Below are 20553 nucleotides of genomic sequence, written 5' to 3' on the forward strand. Positions count from 1 at the left end.
TTTGGGAACAATACAAGCAGGCGAGGAAGGACATCCCAATTTTGTCCAAGGGGCGTTCTGAGGCAGAAGCATGAGGTACGCGAAACGAAGCAAAAGAATCGGCTTGATCATGGCCGCTTTGTCAGCCTGGGTGGGTGGACACCGTGCTGTCGCTCAGCCTGCCTTTCAGACGGTGCCGCTGCCGCGCTTGCCGGTGGGTGTGGATCAATCGGTTTTCGATCGCCCGGTGGCTCGCTTCAACCCCAACCTGCCTGCCGAGCTGGTGATCCGCAATCGCACCGGCCTGCCTCTGGAATACGGCTTTACCGATCCGCGCCAGGACATCTCGGAACTTCCGCCGGGAGAAACGCTGCGCATAGGCAATCTACCCATCCCCAATTGCATGGCCATCAACACGCCAATGTTGGCTCCGGTGGGCTACCGGGTGAGCGTGGATCCCTTGAATGTCATCACTGTAGAAGTGCGCCTGGTCAACGATGTCTCCGGCGACCATTGTCTCGATTTACAAGAGACAGGCGCTATTTTCGTGAATTGATGCCAGCTTGAACGGGCAAAATGTAGCCTCTGGGCTTTCGCGGCTGCCTTCTCAACCTTGCCCTAGGCGTTAGATGGCAGTTAACCTTACCTAAATCTGACACTGGGGTTGGGTCTAGGGGAGAGCCAGGCGGAGGTGTAGGCGTATCGACAGCAATCGACCCCTGTGACAGGATGCAAACAGGAGGTCTAGGTTGACTTTGCTCCGCCTCTGGGCTACTCACCTATAGGCCAGCTTAACCTTATTTTGGATGGTTTCATGAGCGATAACTTGTATTCTTGGTTTCCCCGTGCCTTGCTGATCGGCGCTGCTGTTGTGGGGTTGTCGGGCCCGCCGGCAAGGGCTCAGCAAATTACGGATCCCAACCCGGCTCAAGCGGCCACTAATGTGGAGCCCACCTCGCCGATCTCGGCTTCTTTTCGTAGCCAAGATGGGGTCAGCGTGCGCCCGGAGACGGTGCGGGTTTTTCTGGACGGCAAAGATGTTACTGCTGAGTCGGTGATTACCCGGGATTTCTTCACCTACCGTCCTGCCCAGCCCTTGCCGCCGGGACGGCGGGAAGTCCTGCTGGAGTTCACCAACACCCAGGGGGTGACCCGCCGTGTTACCTGGAGCTTCACCGTGGGTAGCCCCGTCCGCGCCTCTATCGACCTGGTGGATCACAACGCCGGCAATCGCCCCTTGGCCGCGGGCGAGATCCTGCTGGTAACTGTCAAGGGCACTCCCTCCAGCCGAGTAACCGTTTACCTTGTCCAGGACGGACGGCAGGTGCAAACTCTGCCAGCTCAGGAAGTTTCCAGCGGCACCTATGTGGTCAATGCCTTGATTGAGCCGAAGGATACTACCCGTGAGGGGATCGTCATCGCTCGCTTAGAAAACAACGGCCAGGTGCGCTTTATGACTGCAGAGCAGCCGGCCCGCCTGATCGAGGGGGCTACTGGGGGGATCCAGCGGCTCACCACCCAAGAGGTTTCCGCGACGATCAGCCCCTCCAGCCTGCTGCCCCAGATCACCAACTTGCGCGATGGGGATCGGGTTGCCGGCTCTTCCTTTACGCTGCAGGGCACCACGGCTCCCAATGCTTCCGTGCGGGTGAATGTAACGGCTTCGACCTCGCTGGGGGGCATCATCAGCGCCCAACAGACGGTGACCAACCAAACCGTGCAAGCCGATGCCCAAGGCCGCTTCACCGTTACGGTGCGGCCGCCCATTCCGGCCTCCGGCACCGTGTATCAGATCAATCTCACGGCCACCTCTGGCAACCAAACCAGCCCGACGGTGACCTTGCGCCTCACCCAGCAGTAGGCTGTCCACTTAGTTGGACTGAGGTTGTCGGCCTGCCGGTCTGGCAGTGGCGGCCAAGCTCCCCTCTCCCAGAGGGAGAGGGGCTGGGGGTGGTCGCGCTAGCGGCGCGGAGCGCTTGGGCTCACCTCTGGGAGAGGGGCTGGGGGTGAGGGTCAATCGGAAGGCGGCTGAGAGACTTTTGGGTTCTCAGAGTTTGCAGTTGGCAGGGCCTCTTGGACGCGGGTTGGGGAAAGAGAAGACCGCTGTTGCCAGCGCCACAGGATCCTGGCCATGACCAAGGTGGGCGAGACGATCATGGCGAGGATCACCGGCAGGGTCTCCGGCAAGGCCAGATAGGGGCCACCGTATTTGATCGCCGCGCTGATAACCGCGGCGGCCACCATCAATTGCAGGGCAAACCAGAGGGTTTTGGGTTTCATGGTTGGCTGGGATCCCCTACCATGGCCGTGAGGATGCCGGCAACGCTCTCCAGATCTTCCGGTACTCGGTACAAGGTCAAGTCTTGTCGGATTGTCTGTGGATCCCCAAGGATCTGTCCGAATTGCCAGATAGATCCGATGGTGACGGCGCCGTAGATCTGCGTTTGCGGCTCCACCTGGGCCAGGGCGATCATCTCCACCGCCATTTGGACAAAAGCCCGCGTCAGATCGTCCTTTTTGGCTTCCACCACCGGCAGGATGTTCTTGCCGCGCAATAGATAATCGAGGCTGCCTTTCAGCATTGGTGACGACAAAAGCCCTACTCAATCTGGCACGGCTAGGGCAGCAGCAATCCGCTCTTTCAGGGTAGCCACCACTTCCTCAATGGGAATTTCTACCGCTTGGCCGGTGGCCCGCTCGGCCAATTCCACCTTGCCCTGCTTAAGACTGCGCCCGGTGGTAAGGCGGTAAGGGATCCCGATGAGATCCGCATCTTTGAACTTGACGCCGGCCCGCTCGTCCCGGTCGTCCCAGAGGGTCTCGATGCCGGCAGCAGCCAGTTCCTGCACCAACTTTTCCGCCACCTGCATCTGCGCCGGGTCGGAGACGTTAGGCACCACCACCACCACGTGATAGGGGGCAATGGCCACCGGCCAGATGATCCCATGGGCATCGTGGGATTGTTCCACCGCCGCCTGGGCCAGGCGCGATACCCCAATGCCGTAGCAGCCCATCCACAGCGGCTGCTCGACGCCCTGCTCGTCGGTAAAGGTGGCCCGCATCGGCAGCGAAAACTTGAGGCCCAACTGGAAGATGTGCCCAATCTCGATGCCACGGGCGGTTTCCAGAATCTGGTCGGGGTTGAGCAGACAGCGATCCCCTGCCTGGGCTTTGCGCACGTCCACCACCTCCGGCAGAGGGTACTGCTCGCCCCAGTTGGCCCCCACCACGTGCCGCCCCACCTGGTTGCTGCCGGTTACAAAGTTTTTCAGCAGGGCTGCCGTCTGGTCAACTAGGCGCAAGATCTGAGGGGCAAAGTGTTTCTGCCGGCCCAGGCAGCTATCCGGTAGGTCGGGGGCGATGTAGCCCACCGGGATCGGATCCCCTTGCCAGCTTTTCTGGATCTCCGCGTCCGCCAGGGTGAGGGTGAGCAATTTGTGGGCCTGGTAACGCTCCGCCAGACGGCTGAGGTGGTTGGCCAGTTTTACCTCATTCACCTCTTGATCGCCGCGAATGCTCAGCAGCACCACCACCCGCAGGCCGTTGTCGTAAAGGGCTTGGTAGAGGACGTTTTTGACAATCAGCGTGGGGGAGATCTTCAAGAAATCGGCCAGCTTCTCGATGGTTTCGGTTCCCGGCGTGTCCAGAACCTGGAAGGTGGTGTAGGGGGAGTCTGCTGCCGGTGGCGGAAGGGAGACGGCCTTCTCCACATTGGCGGCATAAGAGCCATCGGGGGTGTAGAGGATCTCGTCTTCGCCGGCAGAGGCCAACACCATAAACTCCTGAGAAGCCGCGGATGGCCCGCCAATGGCTCCGGCGTCGGCATCCACCACGCGAAACTCCAGCCCGCAGCGGCGCAGGATGCGGCTGTAGGCCCGGTACATGTCCTGGTAGGTCTGGCGCAGGCTCTCTTCGTTGGCGTGGAAGGAGTAGGCGTCTTTCATGATGAATTCCCGCCCACGCATCAGGCCAAAGCGGGGCCGAATCTCGTCGCGGAACTTGGTCTGGATTTGATAGAGGGTCTGCGGCAACTGGCGATAGGAGCGGATCAGATCCCGCGCCAGCAGGGTGATCACCTCTTCATGGGTGGGGCCCAGGGCCTGCTCGCGTCCCTGCCGATCTTTGAGGGCAAACATGATCCCTTCGGCTTGGGTGTACACGTCCCAGCGGCCCGATTCCCGCCAGATCTCCGCCGGCTGCAACTGGGGCAGCAGACACTCCTGAGCGCCAATGGCGTTCATCTCTTCCCGGACAATGTCCGAGATCTTCTGCAGCACCCGCCAGAGGAGCGGCAAATAGGTGTAGATCCCCGGGGAGAGCCGCCGGATAAAGCAGCCCCGCAGCAGCAACTTGTGGCTGGGCAGTTCTGCTTCGGCGGGATCCTCCCGCAGCGTCACAAACAACATCTGGCTCAGTCTCTGGCTCTGTTGCATCCATTTCCTCCCTCTGGCCACTTAAGATTTTCTCCATTGCTTTGGGGGGAAACTCTCCCCAGGGATCCCTTGGGGCTGGGATCCCTGAAACTCTACCACCGGCTGGGACTAGGCAGGAGCCAGTGTCCGTCGCTTGGTGACCATCTGGTAGACCTCGATGATGTCCCCCTCTTGCCAAGCGTGGAACTTCTCGATGCCGATCCCGCACTCGAAACCGGCGGCCACCTCCCGCACGTCGTCCTTGAAGCGCTTGAGGGAGTCGAGGCGTCCTTCGTAAACCACCTCCCCTTTGCGGCGAACCCGCACCAGAGCATTGCGCTGCACCTTGCCGGAGAGCACGTAGCTACCGGCAACCGCACCGCGGCTGATGGGGATCACCATACGCACTTCCGCCTGGCCCAAGGGCTCTTCCACCTCCTCCGGCTCCAGCAGGCCCTCCATCGCTGCCCGCAAGTCGTCCAGCAGGTTGTAGATGATGTCGTATTCGCGCACATCCACCCCCTTGTCGTCGGCAGCCTGCCGCGCGCCGGGGGCGAAGGTGGTGTTGAAACCGAGGATAATGGCGTCGCTAGCTGCCGCCAAATCCACGTCAGTCTCTGTAATCTCCCCAGGGGCCGCCAGCAGCACCCGCAACCGCACTTCCTCTTGGGGCAGCTCCTGCAAAGCCGTCTGGATGGCCTCGGCGGATCCCTGGACATCCGTCTTGATAATGAGGTTCAGCTCCTTGAGCTGGCCTTCCTGAGCCTTGGCAGAGATGCTGCCCAAACTCACCCGCCGCGACAGCAGCGCCTGTTGCAGACGGGCTTGCCACAGCGCTTCCGCCCGCTCCTCAGCAATCCGCCGGGCTTCTTTCTCGTCGGTGTACACCTGGAACTCATCCCCCGCCGCCGGCACCTCCTCCAGGCCCAACAGTTGCACCGCTGAAGAGGGCCTGGCTTCCTGCAGCCGCTGGCCGCGGTCGTCCATCATGGCTTTGACTCGGCCCAGCACAGCGCCGGCCACCAGGGTATCGCCCACCCGCAGGGTACCGTTCTGCACCAGCAGAGTGGCCACCGGCCCGCGGGCCTTGTCCAGGTGGGCTTCGATCACGGTGCCGCGGGCGGGCCGGTTGGGGTTGGCCTGCAGCTCGGCCACATCCGCCACCAACAGGATCATCTCCAGCAGCGCGTCTAGGTTGCGGCGGGTAAGGGCGCTGACCTCTACCATGGGCGTGTCGCCACCCCACTCCTCCGGCAACAACCCGTGCTCCGCCAACTGCTGCTTGATGCGCTCCGGCTGGCTGCCGGGCTTGTCGATCTTGTTGATGGCCACGATGATCGGAACCTGGGCCGCCCGAGCGTGGCTGAGGGCCTCCAGCGTCTGCGGCTGCACCCCGTCATCGGCAGCCACCACCAAAACGGCAATGTCGGTGACGCGGGCACCGCGGGCGCGCATGGCGGTAAAAGCCTGGTGGCCGGGAGTATCCAGGAAAACAATGCGTCGCTTCTGGCCTTCAAAGTCCACGTCCACGTGGTAGGCGCCGATGCGCTGGGTGATCCCGCCCGCCTCGCCCTGGGCCACATTGGTGTGGCGGATGGCATCGAGCAGGGTGGTTTTGCCGTGATCCACGTGGCCCATGATGGTCACCACTGGCGGACGGGGCACCAGATGCTCGATGTCCTCCAGATCGAGCATCTCGGTTTTCTTAGCTTTGGGCTCTGCCTCGGGCCGACGCACTTCGTAGCCCAACTCTTTGGCTACCGACTCAGCCAGCGACTCGTCCAAAACCTGGTTGATGGTCACCCTCACTCCTTTGAAGAAGAGGGTTTTGATGATCTCGGTTTCGGCCACCCGCAGGCGGCGGGCCAATTCCTGCACGGTGAGGCTGCCCTCCAGGAGCAATACCTTCTCTTCTGGCAAGGATTCTGCTGCCGCCTCAGGAGCGCTAGCTTCGGCAGAGGCCGATGGCTGCTGGGGGCGGTTAGCAGCCGGGCGAGGGCGAGCGGCGGGAGCAGCCGCTGCCGCGGGCGGACGATAGGAGGGGGGCTTGGCGGTGGGGCGCGCCAAGGGTTTGAGAGCGTTCAGCTCCGCCTGCTTGACAGCGGAGATGACGGTCAAGGGATCCAAATCCAGAACGTCTCCGTCTCCTTCCTCTCTTCTGCGGCTGCGTTTGCGCTTGGCCTGAGTGCGGCTGGCCCGTCGTTCGAGGGCTTGCAGTTCCTCGTCCTCTTCTTCTACCGTCTTGCGCTTGATTTTGGGCGCAGCAGGCCGCACGGGAGCTTCAGCCAACACCGGGGTGGGGCGTTCCTCAGGGATCCCTTCTGGTAAGCGAGGGGAAGCAGCTGGCTCAGGGGGAACAGGCTTAGCCACAGGACGGGTAGGAGGCCCTACCAATTCCAGCCGCCGCTGCGGACGAGGAGCCTCCTCAGCTTTGCCGCTGCCGGAGCTCTCTTCCTTCTTGACCACTGGCGGGCGTGGCTCGGGATGAGTGCCAGGGCGAACAGGCGCCCCCACCAATTGCGGACGCGGGCGCTGCCCAGCTTGAGGGGGAGAAACCTTTTCCTCGGCAGGACGAGAGGTAGGAGCGCCGCTGGGGGAGGGCGCCTCCGAAAGGTCGTGGCGACCGGATTCAGAGGCCCGTTGCGGTGGCTCGGGCCCAGAGGCGGCTCGTCGAGGGGGAGGGAGCACCGTCGGTCGCTTGGCCGCCGGAGCGGGGCTGGGTTCGGAGCTGCCGGCTTTGGCAGCAGCCTCAGGGCGAGTCGGAGGAGCTGCCGGCTGCGGCTCCTGGGCAGCCGGGCGCACAGGCGGATCGACTTGTCGCCGCGGCGGGCCTATCAATTCTAGGCTGCCACCGGTGGACCCTTTTTCGGAGGAGACCTGGTCGGGTCGCTGCAGCGAAGGCTTGGAAGAACTGGCCTCACCAGCAGCAGCTTGCTGCTGAGCAGGAGCAGGCCGGCGAATGCCGACAATGTGCTGAGAGCGCTCACTTGCTTTGGCTTCGACGGGAGACTGCGGTTGAGAGCTCTCAGGCTGCAGCTTGGGCCGGAGCCGGGGACGAGTCGGTTTCACAACGCGAGGTTCACCCAGTTTGCTGCGCACCAACTCGGCTTGCTCTGGAGAAATGGTGCTGCTATGGCTTTTGAAAGGGATCCCCAACTGCTCACAAGCCTCTAGCACCTCGCGATTGTCACGTCCCAGTTCGCGGGCAATGTCGTAAAGTCTGACTTTATCGGTCATTCGTCTGTTAGCCTCTGCTCCTTTCTCCTTGTCAGTTTTACAATCCAGATAATTAGTGGGTAGGAGTAAACCTGTTGGGTGTGTAGGTGCTTCCTCCGGTACATCGAGAATGTCTCGTCAATCCTTCCAAGGGTGGAGACTGGAGGGAATCCAAGTCCGAAGCTGCTTTGAAAGCATCCGCAGGGGACATAAAGTGTAAGACAACCGGGGAAGGAACCAACATCAACAGCGCTTTTAGAATAACCTTTTTGCGGCTCATACAGGCCGGCCGCGGCTAACTCAACCAACCCCTATTCTGACAGTTGAGAGGGGCTACCGTGTAGTTCGCGACTGGATGAGCCTGAAAAGGTGTTTCAATATCTTACTTGGCCAATTCTGGAGCTGCCTAGGTTTTGTCTAAAGCGCTTGCCCCCGGAGCTAAGGTTTCCTGGGGGCTCTGGGCCTTAGCATCGCACAGCAGTTGCTGCTCCAGCAGTTGCCACAGCGAGTCGGGCACTGCTGCCTTGAGAGCTCTGCTGAGCTGCTGCTTCCGCCGCGCTGCCCGCAGACATTCTAGCCGGCGACACAGGTAGGCAGAACGGCCCATGCCCTTGTCCAGAAGCACCTGGTGAGTATCGTATTGCCTAACCAGCCGCCACAGTTGGGAGCGGGGAAACAACTGGCGACAACCTACACAGCGCCGTAGAGGATCCCTGCTGACCAAAGGATCTTGTCTTGAAGGGCCTACCTACCCCAGCCTACTCCAACTGGGGCAGTCGTGACCTCAGAAATTCAAAGAAACGCTCCACCAAGTAGGGATCCCGCCAGCCCTTGGCCGTTTCTTCCCGCAGGATGTCCATGGCTTCTTGGACAGTGAAGGCTCGCTTGTAGGGTCGCTCCGAGGTAAGGGCGTCGTAGATATCGGCAATCTGGAAGATGCGGGCCACCAGTGGGATCTCTTCTCCCTTGAGGCCATCGGGATAGCCGCTGCCGTCCCAGCGCTCGTGGTGGTGGCGGATGAGGGGCAGCACATCCTTCATGGTGCGCAGCGGGCGGCAGATCTCCTCCCCGATCAAGACGTGGGATTTCATCACCTCCCACTCTTCCGGCGTGTGTTTGCCCGTTTTGCTCAAAATGGCGTCGGGTATGCCCACTTTGCCGATGTCGTGCAGATAGGCTCCCCAGGTCAGCGCCTTGATCAAGGGACGGGGTAGCTGGAGAAACTCACCGAAGGCCTTGGCCAGTTGTGCCAGACGCTCACAGTGATCCCCGGTGGTGGGATCCCGGCTTTCTACGCTGCGGGCAATGGCAAATAAAACCTGGGCAGCATGATCCAGGTCTTCATTAAGGTGCTTTTGGTAAACGAGGGACCGCACCCGCGCCAGCAATTCCGCCTCATCAAAGGGCTTGCTCAGGAAGTCATCGGCTCCGACCTCGATGCCACGCACGCGGTTTTTGCGGCCGCCGGCCGCTGTAATCAACACCACCGGGATTAAGCGGGTCTCCTCATCGGCCTTGATGCGCCGACAGACCTCGAACCCATCCAATCCCGGCATCATCACATCCAACAAGATCAGATCCGGCTGCAAGGTTGGCAGCATCTGCAGGGCTTGCTGGCCGTTTTCCGCCTCGCTGACGCGATAGCCAATGCTCTCCAACAGATCCCCCAGCAACAGGCGACTGTGGGGCTGATCGTCCACGATGAGGAGATGGCCCGCCGGCTCCTGCTCTCCAGAAGGTGTTATCTCAGGGATTCCAACCCCCACTAGCCTCTCAGCTTGGGCCGATTGCATCTTGGCAGAGACTATCCCTAGCTCGCTGCCTCTAGCGTAATCTCAGCTCCCACTGGCAAGCATCCGCCTTTCCACTGAACTTGCTTTAAGCCGCCGCCAATTGCTTAACCAAAACCCTGGCCAACAAGGGGGCTTTTTCTGCAGCAATCGAACTCTCCAGGGAGCCCATTTCTCAGCCACAATGGGGATAATGTAAGGTAGTCTTGGCTACGTTGGCACCCGTTTTGTGAGCTTCTTGGCAACTTTACCATGTCGTCTTTTTCCTCTGAGTCTTTGCGGGAGCAGGTGCGCTGCATTGATGACCAGCTTTCCCGCCGACCCCTGGAGCTCGATCCGGCAGGCTACTTTGTTATCTACGTTGATCGGCAGCAGCAGCTCATTTGCGCCAAGTATTACAGCACCGTGATCAACGAGCGGGGACTGGCCACCGACCCGGAGACGGGGGCGGTGATCCCAGCGCGGGGGCCAGTCAATCGCTCCCCACAGCGGGTGTACGTCGGGCGGACGGCCAAGGAGTTGTGTGTCCAGATCTTTGAAAAAGAAAGCGAAAAGGTCGTCTCCCAGCTTAGCCACGCTGCCTACCTAGGACGGGAGTTCCAGAAGGCAGAAGCAGCCTTGATCTCCGGTGAAGAGTACGTGCAGGACTAGGGGCAAGCTCGCTGCAGGCGAGCAGCCTGTGGCAGAATCGAGCCAGCTTGCCGTGACCAAGATCACAGCGGGGCGAGCTGGATCATGGACGACAAGGTTAAGCCGGGAACCATTCTGCGGGGGCGCTACGAAATCCTGGGCCTTCTGGGGCAGGGGGGGTTTGGGGTTACCTACAAGGCCGTAGATCGAGATACCTTCAGCACCCCCTGCGTAGTTAAGCGCCTGCGCCCCCTCTCCACGGATCCCTATACCCTGGCCACGGCTCGCAAGCTGTTTGAACGGGAAGCCAAAGTTCTCAACCAACTCAACCACTACGACCGGGTGCCCCGCCTCTTGGCCCACTTCGAGCAGGATCAGGAGTTTTACTTAGTCGAGGAGTTCATTGCCGGCCACGATCTCGGCCAAGAGCTGGTGGCCGGCCAGCCCCTGAGCGAGGCGGAGGTCGTCAAACTGCTGGGGGAGATCCTGGAGATCCTCCGCTATGTCCACGCCCGTCAAATCGTGCATCGGGACATCAAGCCAGCCAACCTGATGCGCCGCGACTCCGACGGCAAGTTGGTGTTAATTGACTTTGGGGCGGTGAAGGAGGTGGGCCGGTTGGTCAGCCCGGCTCCTGGCCAAACCCAGGTGGCAACAGTCATCGGCTCGGTGGGCTACATAGCCCCGGAACAGCTTGCTGGCAAGCCGCAGCCCTGTAGTGACATTTACTCGGTCGGAGTGCTGGCCATTCAGGCGCTGACTGGGCGCCCCCCCACCAAGATCCCAGACGATCCCCGCACTGGCCAGCTTCTTTGGCGGGATCTGGCCCCAGTTAGCGAGGCGCTAGCGGTAATTTTGGATCGCATGATCTGTCCCCGCTGGCAAGAGCGCTTTCAGTCAGCGGCTGAGGTGCTAGAGGCGCTGCGGCCCCTGCTGCCTGTTTCCAACGAAGCTCTGGCTTCTGATCTTTCGGTAGACCAGGTTTTGGCAGCGCGCCTCTTGGTCCGTGGCCAAGAGAAAGCCCGCCAAGGGGATCTCCAGGGGGCGATTGCCGACTACACCCTGGCCATTCAACTGGATCCCCAGAACAGCCGCGCCTACAGCCAGCGGGGCAGTGCCCGCTACAAAACTGGCGACTGGGCAGGAGCAGTTGAAGATTTCACCCGCGTCATTCAACTGGCGGGGGGAGAGGCCCGCACCTATTTCAACCGTGGCCTGGCCCGCTACCGGCTAGGGGACTATGAAGGGGCAGTTGCCGATTATACCCACGCCCTCCGCCTCAATCCCCACTGGGCAGTGGCCTACTACAACCGCGGCAACGCCTACCGGCAGCTTGAGCAGCCGCAGCAAGCGATTGAGGATTATTCCCGCGCCCTTGAGCTCAACCCTGAGGAGGTGCGGGCTTATTTTAACCGCGGCGTGGTGCGCGGCTATCTCGGGGATGCCCAGGGGGCAGCGGCAGATTTCTCCGAAGTCCTCAAGCGGGATCCGCAGGATGGCGAAGCCTACTTTAACCGGGGAGTGGCGCGGGCGCAGTTGCTGGACTTCCAGGGAGCGATAGAGGACTACACCCAGGCGCTACAGTTGGATCCCGGTCACAGTAAGGCCTACTACCGCCGCGGCCTGGCCCGGCAAGCGGTGGGGGATGTCCAGGGGGCCATTGAGGATTTCTCTCAGGCCATTGCGCTACAGGCTGCTGGAAGCTCTGAAGCAGAGGTGGCAGGGCAGGCGGAGCTCTATCTGCAGCGGGCTATGGCCCACCTAAGCAACAACGCCCTGGAGGCAGCGCTGGCGGACTGTGAACAGGCGCTCCGCCTTAACCCTGCACTAGCCCAGGCCTATTGCTACCGGGGGCTGGCTCGCCAGAAGTTGGGGGATCCGGCAGGCGCTTTAGCCGACTTCAACCGCGCCTTGGAGCTGGATCCCCAGTTGGCCAAGGCCTACCTTAACCGCGGGATTGCCCATCGGGATCTGGGCCATCTGGAAGCGGCTCTGGCCGACTTGAGCCAGGCCATTGCTTTGGATCCCAGCGATGCCAGGGCCTACAGCAGCCGCGGCCAGGTTCACCGGCTTTTGGGGGATCCCTTGGCGGCGCGGCAGGACTACACGGCTGCCCTGGAGCGGGATCCCCATAACCCGCAGCTCTACTTTGACCGCGGCCAGATCCATTTTGAGCAAGAAGAGTGGCTGGCAGCCTGTGAGGAGTTCTCCCAGGCGCTGCAGTGGGCAGGCCAGCCGGGGAGCCCGCGTGGGCTGGATCTAATAGCCCGTATCCATCTATACCGAGGCCTGGCGCGGCAACGGCTGGGGGACTGGCAGGGAGCACTGGCGGATTTCACAGCCCTGATCCAAGCGCAGCCGCAGGCGTCTCAGGGATTTGCCCTGCGGGCAGCGGTACATCTGACTTTGGGCAACAAGGAGGCAGCATTGGCTGACCTTGACCAAGCTTTGAGCTGCAACTGCGACTGGGGGCTGGCGGATGCGGCCCTCGCCTACCGGCAGCGGGGGGATCTCCACCGGCAGGCCAACCGGCTACAGCAGGCCATTGCCGACTACACCCAGGCCCTGCTCTTGCATTCGCAGGAGCGCCACGCCCTCTTCTGGCGGGCCCTCCTTTGGGATCAGGCGGGGGAGATCGAGAGCGCGCTGGCCGACTACACCCAGCTCCTGCAACTGGAGCTGGATCCCCAAACGCGCCTCTGGGCCTTGAACAACCGCGGCTGGGCCTATGCCCAGCAGGGAGACTTTGCGGCAGCTATCCGCGACTACACGCAGGTTCTCCAACTGGACCCCAGCCATATCAAAGCCCACTGCAATCGCGCCCTAGCCCGCGCTGCCCTTGGTGACTGGCAAGGAGCCTGTCAGGACTTCCAGACTGCCCTCCAGTTGCAGGGATACGAAGGTCGCCTTGGGGAAGAAGAGGCTCACTCCCTAGGCAGCTCCTAGCGATCCCCCACCCTAAGCCTAACTTGCTCCCGTCGCTCCTCGAAGTCGCTCACTAGCAGCCTTACCCGGATCTGCCATTCTCCCGCTAAGGGCAAGAGGACATCTTCCACCTCAAACCGGCCAGGTTCTTTCGGCAGGGCCTGGCGCCGCAAAGGCGGGATCCCACGCGCGGGCAGGTCAAAGTCCAAGCTCAGCTCCTGGGCCGGGATCCCTTTGACTTCCACTTGCACCTTGTTGTTGCCGGGGCGACAGGGCAGGATCTGCAGGCGGAGGCTGCCTTCTGGCCAGCCCAATGTCGCTTGGCAGGCTGGCTCCCGGGGGAGTTCTGCTCCTTGCCCAGGAGGGGCTTGGGCCACTAGAAAGCTGGTTAAGGCCAGCACCAAAACTAGCCCCACCAACTCCAGGCGGACAATCCCCTGCAGGGATCGAGCCGCCGCCCAGACCCCCGACCGCAGCGCCGGCAGCAGCCGCAGCTTGTTGTGGGCGGCCAACCCTAGGATCATCAGCACCAGCAGCAGCTTGGCCCAGAGGTACTGCCCGTAGGGATGATCCCAGTCCCAGCCGCGGTGGATCCCGCCCATTCCCACCCCTGCCAGCACCAGCCCCGGCACGGCCCAGGTGGCCACGTCGGAAAACCGCTGGATGAGGCCTACTGCGGGGGGAGTCAACTCAAGGACTCCGTCCCGCTGGCGCGAATGGCTTAGCAGGCGCTCCAGCCCCCACAACCCCCCCAACCAAAAAGCCGAGCCGGCTAGATGCAGCCCCAAGAGGGCCATCGTCCCTGCTGGATACTCGCTGGTGAGGGCATGGCCGATGGGCAAAAACGAGCCAATCACCGCCATCGACCCCAATCCGTTGGCCCAGCCAGGGCCGCCCTCGCAGGCCCAGATCAGGATCCCCAGCCCCACCAGCCGCAGCCCCGTGCCCCAACCATAGGGAGAGGCCAGCACGCTCAGCAGCTCCGACCCGGCAAAGTGGGGGTAGAGCTGGGCCAGGTGCAAACTCAAAGCCACCAGCGTCAGGCTGAGGGTGAGCCAGGCAGCCGCAAAAGCCCAGATCTCGGCAGAGAGCTCTATTTGATCTGCAGGGCCCGACCGCCCCCGCACCAGCCGCCACCAGCCCAGCACGCCCACCACAAACAGGCTGCCCAGGTAGATCCCCCAGCGCACTCCCACCAGCGGCCAATAGAAGGGATCCCCCGCTTGGGCTGCCCTCGCCGCCTGCAACAGCCCCGGATCCGCCGTCCCCACCTGAAAGGCAAACGAACCACTCACCGGATGGGAATCGGCAGAGATGGCCCGCCAACTGACGATGTAAACCCCTTCCGGGATCTCCGCCGGTAAATCCCCCTGCGGTGCGTTGCCCGTGCCGACCAAGTTTTCCAGGGGCAGCACCTGGCCGTTGCCGTCCAGAACCTGGAGCTGCGTGAGCTGCACAGGTTCATTGAAGACCAGCCGCACCTGCGCCGGCGCTTCCTGCAGCATCGCTCCATCTTCGGGAAAGGTGGAGAGCAAGCTGGCATGGGCAAAAACGGGCTGGATCCCGCCCACCCACAGCAGGGTGCCCAGGAGCCAGAAGAGGATCCCTTTTTGCAAAAAAGCCAGGATTCCAGTGGCAACCCGGCTAGCGAGCGCCATGGCCGTGGCTGTGTCCCTGTCCGTGGCCGTGGGTCTCTCCTTTGTCCGTCAGCTTCAGCAGCGGCGCCGGCTCTGGCAGGTTTTTGGGATCCTCCCCCGGCTGCGCCACCTGGATCCAGCGGTACATGCCTTGTTCACACTCCTGGATGACCGGGATGGGGATAGTCTCGCCGGGGCGATCCGGCAGCCTGAGGCTGAGGCTGAACTCATCCATGAACTCATCCGGCAGGGATCCGCCGCTCCAGATCACCTCGGCCACTGTTTCGGTGATCATCTTCCCGTGGGACTCGTAGGGCTTATCCAGCGGCTTTTTCACCGTCTCAATTTTCCAGAGGGGGTGCACCATCGGCTTCACCGAGGTGGCCCCTTCCGGGATCTGCACCCGCAGGCGAATGGTCGGGGAGCCATCGCAGCCATGGGGCACGCGGAAGGTGAGCTTGGCAACGCTGCCCGCCGGGGCCTCTTTGGGATGGACGGTCACATGGGCCCAAGCAGAAGAAAGGGGCACAACGCTCATTCCCAGGGCCAGCAGAGATTTCTTGGCCAAGGCGAGGTAACTGTGTCAACTGAACATTGTAAATACTCCTTAACAACGCTAGGTGGAAAGAGAACCGGTCAGGATCCGGCCAACAAAACCTAAGGATGGGGATGGGATCCGTGGGATTCGGTCACGCTCATGCTGTGCTGACCCCAACTGGAAAGGCCCATGGACACCAGGCCGGCGCTGGCCAAGCCCATCGACACCAGCCCAAAGGAGAGGGCGCCCATGGCCACCAGGCCAATGGAGAGAATGCCGTGGGTCACCACGCCGATGGCCACCACCCCATGGGCAGAAATGCCCACCGCCACCAAACCATGAGCCCCCACCCCAACCGACAAGATTTTGCGGCGGGATCCCTGTGCTCCACAGCTCTGCTCCTGCGGCATCTGAGGTGCCAGGGTCAGATCTTGAGTCCTCTCCTGGGCCATTAGCCTTTGCTCCAGTTGTGCTCAGCCCGGTCTAGAACGTAGGCGGCCACGGCTTCGATTTCTTCTGGCTTGAGCAGCTTGCCAAAAGCGGGCATGGCCCCTTTGCCGTTGCGCACCTGGGCCTGGATTAGCTCAGGGGTATCCACGTGGTACTCATGAAGAGCCGCCAGAGAGAGGTTTTTCGCTGCCACCAAACTGTTGCGCCCGTTCAAGTGACAGCCCACACACTTGGCTTGAAAGACCTTAGCTCCCAAGGCCAAATCCGGTTCCGCAGAAGCCACTTGTGGGCCCCAAAAGACAGCAGCACCGACCAGCAAAAGCAGCAAGAAAAGTTTGACAATCCGCATTTTCCTCTCAACAATCTGCAAAAGACCGTTCATGGAAAAATCCAGCTTTTGAAGCCAGACCATTATCTCCGGCAGGTCAGGTCAGGTCAAAAGACAGCCTGTCAAGTCCCCTGCAGGTACCATGGGGTGTAGGATCCCCAGGGTTATGAGCAGTCTGCCGCCAGACTTCATCCAGTTAGTGCGCCAGAAAGCCGACATCGTCGAGGTGGTGGCGGAAAAGGTGGTGCTGCGCAAGCAGGGGAAAAACTTTGTCGGCCTCTGCCCTTTCCACAACGACCACAAGCCCAGCTTTCAGGTCAGCCCCAGCAAGCAGATCTACAAGTGCTTCGCCTGCGGTGCCGGGGGAGATGTGATTCGCTTTATCAGCCAGACCGAGCACCTTTCCTTTGCCGAGGCCGTGCGCCGCCTGGCCCAGCGCTACCACCTGCCCCTGCCGGAGCCAAAGGGATCCCTGTCCCAGGACTACGAGCGCCAACTCTCCCACCGGGAAAAGCTGCTGGAGATTTTGGCCCTGGCTGCCGATTTCTATCGGCATGCTCTCCGCTCCCAGGTGGGAGCTGCAGCCCGCGAGTATTTGCACAGCCGGCGCCTGAGCGAAGAGACTTGGCAAAAGTTTCAAATTGGCTTTGCTCCCCCTGGGTGGCAGTCGCTCTACGAATACCTGGTTAACCAGAAGGGTCAGCCGGTCAAGCTCCTGGAAGAAGCCGGCTTGCTGGTGCCGCGCCAGCAGGGATCCGGCCACTACGACCGCTTCCGCAACCGCATCATGCTGCCCATTTTTGATCCCCAGGGGCGGGTAATTGGCTTTGCCGGTAGAGCCTTGGGAGAGGAGCAGCCCAAATACCTCAACTCCCCGGAAACGGAGCTCTTTAACAAGAGCCAGGTGGTCTATGGCCTCAACTTTGCCCGCGAGGCCATTGCCAAGGCCGACCAGGTCTTGGTGGTGGAGGGCTATTTCGATGTCATCGCCCTGCACCAAGCCGGGATTGCCTATGCCGTAGCCGCCATGGGCACGGCCCTGACGCCGCAGCAGGTCAAGGCCTTGCTGCGCTATACGCAGTCTAAGCGGCTCATTCTCAACTTCGATGCCGACCCCGCCGGGTTCAACGCCGCCAACCGGGCTATCGCAGCCATTGAAGAGCAAGCGCGGCGGGGGGAAATTGAGCTGCGCATCCTCACCCTCCCCGCTGGGAAAGATGCCGACGAGTTCCTGCGGCAGCACCCCGCTTCCCAATTGGAGGCCCTGCTGGCTCAGGCTCCCCTATGGCTGGATTGGCGGATTGAGCAGGTGCTGGCCGGTCGAGATCTCAGCCAAGCTGCCGATTTCCAGCAGGCCTATCAGGCGCTGGTGCACTTGTTGGCTGGCTTGGGCGGACAGTGGCGCTCTCTGTACATTCACAAGGTGGCGGAATTGCTTAGCCGCGGCAACGCCCGCCTTAGCCGCGACCTGGAAGAGGATCTGCGCCGTGCCGTACGCCAGCACCGCTGGGCTCAACCCCAGCAACTTTCTGCCAACAAGGGATCCAAACTGTTGCAAGCAGAGTCCCACCTTCTGCAGATCTTCCTGCATTTTGCCGAGTACCGCCGCGAGATCCGCCACACCTTGCTGGAGCGCGAGCTGCAATTTAGCTTCCGTCCCCACCGGGAGTTGTGGCAGCGGATCTTGGAGCTACTGGCAGCGCAACCGGAGCTGGAAGAGCAGGGAGAGGCTCTGCTGACGGCTTTGCGCACCCTCTGCGCCCAAGACGATGAGCTCAACGAGCGCCTTAGCCACCTGCTCTGGCTGGATGAAACAACCCGTATTGCCCTGATGCGCCCCCAGCTGGTGGTGCGCGCCGCCTTGGCCAACATGGAGCTGGAGATTCGCCAAAAGCGCTACCGCTACTGGACCCAGCTTTGGGATCAAGCCTTTTCCGAGGGCAACACCGCCCTTGCTGCCCAGTACCAGGCCAGTATTCAACAGGAATATCAAGCCATTCGGGCCTTGCAGCGCCAAGTCCAACTGAGCCTGGAAGACCTGCTGGAGACACCGCCGGCTGAGGAGGGGTCTTGAGCAAGGAGGGAGGATTCTTTTGCCCCTATCCCTGAGGGAGAGGGGCAGCGGCTGAGGATCCAGCAAAGCGCGCTGGTGAGAGACTGGGAAGCCACTCATCGGCCTGTCCGTAGGCCTGCTGGGCAAAGCGGCGGGCCAAGGCCGGCACAATGGCCAAGGGGTTGCTGAAGCCGGAAAAGAGTTGCAGCCCTTCCCAGCCGGGCAGGGATCCCACCAGAGGGTGGTGATCGCTGCTAAAGGCCACTAAGCAGTGGCGCCAGCGCCCGGGCAAGTGAGCTACTGCCGGCAAGTAGCGCTCTGCTTGGGAGCGGATTTGCGCTTCGCTAGCGGCGGCATCCACCTCGGCCTGGGGATCCGTCAGCACCCGACTGATCTGGCCCAGGCGAAGGCTGCCGTCTAGAAATTGCAGGATCCCGACATCCAAAATCGGCGGGCAGATCTCCTGCCCCGGCTTGTCCCAGAGGGGATCCCGGTCGGGGTGGCCGGCTTGCCGCTCCAGCTCCAGCCGCTGCACGGGCGCACTCATGACGATGGTTCTCAACCGCACCTCTGCAGGCTCCAGCTCAAGAGATTCGGCGTGGGTGAAGTAGATAGGGGCCCAGATCCCGGCCTGGCGCAACAGAGCCCGTGTCCAGCCGCCGGCGCACACCACCACCTGGGCTGCCCCATAGCAGCCTGTAGGGGTCTCCACCCCCGTGATCCGCTGCCCCTGCCGCCGCAAGCCGGTTACGGTTTGCAAAAGCAGGGATCCCCCCAGGCGTTGGAAAGCCTTCTGAAAGGCCAGCGTCGTCAGCCAGGGGTGAATGTGGCCATGTCGCGCCCAGAGCACGCTCTCCAGGGCCACCGGATTCAAGAGGGGCTCCAGCTCACAGGCCGTCTCCACGGAAATGCGCTGGGGTGGGATGCGACAGTCAGCCAGATCCGCCTCCACATTTTCCACAGAGTAGCCAGGAGCAATCGGCAGGAGCAGATCCAGCTCGCGAAAGTGAATGTCTGCCTCCAGCTCCTCTGAGAGGGTGCGGTAACGGTGGATCCCTTCTTCCCCCAGGGCTTTGAGCAGGGGGGTTTTCCCCGCCCAATGGGCCAGGCCACCGTAGCTGTAGCGCGTGGCACTGGGCGGCAGCGCCTCCTTTTCAAGGAGAAGAACGGATCCTCCTCGACGGGCCAGCTCGTAGCTCAAGGCCGCTCCGGTGATCCCACCGCCGATGACGATCCAGTCGTAATTGGCCATGCTGCCCTCGTTGCCCTGAAGAGGAACCCAGCCTCCCTGAGTCCTGATTGAGTGTTCCCCCCGGTTCTCGCCGAAGTTCAACGGTGTTTGTTATAGAGTCATCTGGCGTTTATCCGTAGAGGAGCCGCTCCACCGCCGCCACAATATCTGCTGGCTGCACGATGGTGGCCGCTTCCAGCGTGCCGTTGTAGGGGGTGGGAATGTCTTGGGAAGCCAAACGCACTACGGGCGCGTCCAGCTCGTCAAACAGTTCTTCCATGATGCGGGCCGTCAGCTCTGCCCCAATGCCGCCCGTTTTCATGTCTTCTTCGACAATGACCACCCGGTGGGTTTTGCGCACCGAGGCGGCAATGGTCTCCATATCGAGAGGCTTGAGGGAGATCAAGTCAATAACCTCAGGGTCGATCTCCTGCTGCACTAGGGTGTCCACAGCTTTGAGCACGTGGTGGCGCATGCGCGAGTAGGTGAGGATGGTAACGTCAGAGCCCGTGCGGACAACTTCCGCCTTGTCTAGGGGCAACAGGTACTCCTCCTCCGGCAGGTCTTCTTTGAGGTTGTAGAGGAGCACATGCTCGAAAAAGAGAACGGGGTTGTCGTCGCGGATGGCCGACTTGAGCAGACCCTTGGCATTGTACGGAGTGGAGCAGGCTACAATCTTCAGGCCGGGCACCGCTTGAAAGTAGGCCTCCAGCCGCTGCGAGTGCTCGGCTCCCAACTGGCGTCCCACCCCACCTGGCCCGCGGATCACCAGCGGGATCTTGAAATTGCCGCCAGACGTGTAGCGCAGCATGCCGGCATTGTTGGCAATTTGGTTGAAGGCCAGGAGCAAAAAGCCCATGTTCATCCCTTCCACCACCGGCCGCAAGCCGGTCATCGCTGCCCCGATGGCCAAGCCGGTGAAGCTGTTTTCGCAAATGGGGGTGTCCAGGAGGCGCATCTCCCCGTACTTGCGATACAGGTCTTTGGTGACTTTGTAGGAGCCGCCGTAGTGGCCCACATCCTCTCCGAGGACAAACACGTTGGGATCCCGAGCCATCTCTTCGTCGAGGGCGGCACGCAAGGCATTGTAAAGGAAGGTCTCGGCCATAGAGGGCAACTGTTGCTTAAAAAATGTTGCTGAACCTCCATTAAACCATTACGCCGGCAGGGATCCAAACCCCTTGCCCCTATCCAGGGATCCCGACCCCAGCAATGTTTCTAAGAGAGCACAAAAACGGTAGCAGCAGCTCCGCGAGCGCCTCGCCAAATCCCGCAAAGGCCGATTCCTTCGTTGACCCGCTCGATGCCTTGCCCCACAAGGCTTTCAGGCCTCTTGCCCCCCCTCTTCCAGGCCCTTTTTTGCC

At 61.7% G+C, this 20553-nt stretch carries 17 protein-coding genes; 5 read left to right on the forward strand and 12 right to left on the reverse strand.

The features are described 5' to 3' along the window. Positions 1-109 precede the first annotated feature (109 nt). Together NW841_RS06270 and NW841_RS06275 are read left to right on the forward strand one after the other, a co-directional pair. Positions 110-535, forward strand: a complete 426-nt coding sequence (locus NW841_RS06270; RefSeq protein ID WP_414365478.1) for a hypothetical protein — start codon at positions 110-112, stop codon at positions 533-535. Positions 536-793: 258 nt separating this feature from the next. Then, positions 794-1840, forward strand: coding sequence for a hypothetical protein (locus NW841_RS06275; RefSeq protein ID WP_414333114.1), 1047 nt, complete (start codon positions 794-796; stop codon positions 1838-1840). Positions 1841-1992: 152 nt separating this feature from the next. Here NW841_RS06275 and NW841_RS06280 read toward each other — a convergent pair whose 3' ends face one another. The 6 genes from NW841_RS06280 to NW841_RS06305 all read right to left on the reverse strand — a co-directional run bounded on the left by NW841_RS06280 (position 1993) and on the right by NW841_RS06305 (position 9400). Beyond that, positions 1993-2259 (reverse strand): hypothetical protein, encoded by a 267-nt coding sequence (locus NW841_RS06280; protein WP_414385853.1) that lies wholly within the window; start codon positions 2257-2259, stop codon positions 1993-1995. Further along, positions 2256-2561, reverse strand: coding sequence for a hypothetical protein (locus tag NW841_RS06285; RefSeq protein WP_414385854.1), 306 nt, complete (start codon positions 2559-2561; stop codon positions 2256-2258). The genes NW841_RS06280 and NW841_RS06285 overlap by 4 nt, the downstream gene beginning before the upstream one ends. 21 nt (positions 2562-2582) lie before the next feature. Then, entirely contained in the window at positions 2583-4412 is a 1830-nt protein-coding gene (locus NW841_RS06290; protein ID WP_414385856.1) for a proline--tRNA ligase, read from the reverse strand. 108 nt (positions 4413-4520) lie between these two features. Beyond that, positions 4521-7628, reverse strand: coding sequence for a translation initiation factor IF-2 (infB, locus tag NW841_RS06295; protein WP_414385858.1), 3108 nt, complete (start codon positions 7626-7628; stop codon positions 4521-4523). A gap of 385 nt (positions 7629-8013) precedes the next feature. Continuing rightward, positions 8014-8331 carry a YlxR family protein gene (locus NW841_RS06300; protein ID WP_414365486.1) on the reverse strand — a complete coding sequence of 106 codons (318 nt, stop codon included), beginning with the start codon at positions 8329-8331 and terminating at the stop codon, positions 8014-8016. A 34-nt stretch (positions 8332-8365) separates the two neighbouring features. Continuing rightward, complete coding sequence (locus NW841_RS06305; protein ID WP_414372500.1) at positions 8366-9400, reverse strand: HD domain-containing phosphohydrolase; 1035 nt, start codon at positions 9398-9400, stop codon at positions 8366-8368. A gap of 249 nt (positions 9401-9649) precedes the next feature. Here NW841_RS06305 and NW841_RS06310 point away from each other — a divergent pair, with 249 nt between their 5' ends. Together NW841_RS06310 and NW841_RS06315 are read left to right on the forward strand one after the other, a co-directional pair. Further along, the gene (locus NW841_RS06310) at positions 9650-10048 is read left to right on the forward strand and encodes a DUF4346 domain-containing protein (RefSeq protein ID WP_414365489.1); all 399 of its coding nucleotides are present in this window, start codon (positions 9650-9652) and stop codon (positions 10046-10048) included. An 84-nt stretch (positions 10049-10132) separates the two neighbouring features. After that, on the forward strand, positions 10133-12973 hold the full coding sequence (locus NW841_RS06315) for a tetratricopeptide repeat protein (RefSeq protein WP_414385859.1): 2841 nt from the start codon (positions 10133-10135) through the stop codon (positions 12971-12973). Here the strand turns inward: NW841_RS06315 and NW841_RS06320 are convergent. From NW841_RS06320 to NW841_RS06335, 4 genes are all read right to left on the reverse strand, one after another. Then, positions 12970-14610 (reverse strand): copper resistance CopC/CopD family protein, encoded by a 1641-nt coding sequence (locus NW841_RS06320; RefSeq protein ID WP_414385860.1) that lies wholly within the window; start codon positions 14608-14610, stop codon positions 12970-12972. The genes NW841_RS06315 and NW841_RS06320 overlap by 4 nt on opposite strands. Further along, on the reverse strand, positions 14597-15157 hold the full coding sequence (locus NW841_RS06325) for a YcnI family protein (protein ID WP_414385862.1): 561 nt from the start codon (positions 15155-15157) through the stop codon (positions 14597-14599). Before NW841_RS06325 ends, NW841_RS06320 begins: the two co-directional genes overlap by 14 nt. Before the next feature lie 89 nt (positions 15158-15246). Further along, positions 15247-15579: a hypothetical protein gene (locus NW841_RS06330; RefSeq protein ID WP_414365495.1), complete on the reverse strand. Its 333-nt coding sequence runs from the start codon at positions 15577-15579 to the stop codon at positions 15247-15249. After that, positions 15579-15926 carry a c-type cytochrome gene (locus tag NW841_RS06335; RefSeq protein ID WP_414385864.1) on the reverse strand — a complete coding sequence of 116 codons (348 nt, stop codon included), beginning with the start codon at positions 15924-15926 and terminating at the stop codon, positions 15579-15581. Before NW841_RS06335 ends, NW841_RS06330 begins: the two co-directional genes overlap by 1 nt. A 145-nt stretch (positions 15927-16071) precedes the next feature. Here NW841_RS06335 and dnaG point away from each other — a divergent pair, with 145 nt between their 5' ends. Next, a complete protein-coding gene (gene dnaG / locus NW841_RS06340; protein ID WP_414385866.1) occupies positions 16072-17979 on the forward strand; it encodes a DNA primase in 1908 nt (635 codons plus the stop codon). Between the two features lie 25 nt (positions 17980-18004). Here the strand turns inward: dnaG and NW841_RS06345 are convergent, their stop codons facing one another. Together NW841_RS06345 and NW841_RS06350 are read right to left on the reverse strand one after the other, a co-directional pair. Further along, on the reverse strand, positions 18005-19210 hold the full coding sequence (locus NW841_RS06345; RefSeq protein ID WP_414385868.1) for an NAD(P)/FAD-dependent oxidoreductase: 1206 nt from the start codon (positions 19208-19210) through the stop codon (positions 18005-18007). 109 nt (positions 19211-19319) lie between these two features. After that, entirely contained in the window at positions 19320-20297 is a 978-nt protein-coding gene (locus NW841_RS06350; protein WP_414365502.1) for an alpha-ketoacid dehydrogenase subunit beta, read from the reverse strand. Positions 20298-20553 lie beyond the last annotated feature (256 nt).

Origin of the sequence: Synechococcus sp. H60.3, from assembly GCF_047462295.1 — a bacterium.
Classification (GTDB): Bacteria; Cyanobacteriota; Cyanobacteriia; order Thermostichales; family Thermostichaceae; genus Thermostichus.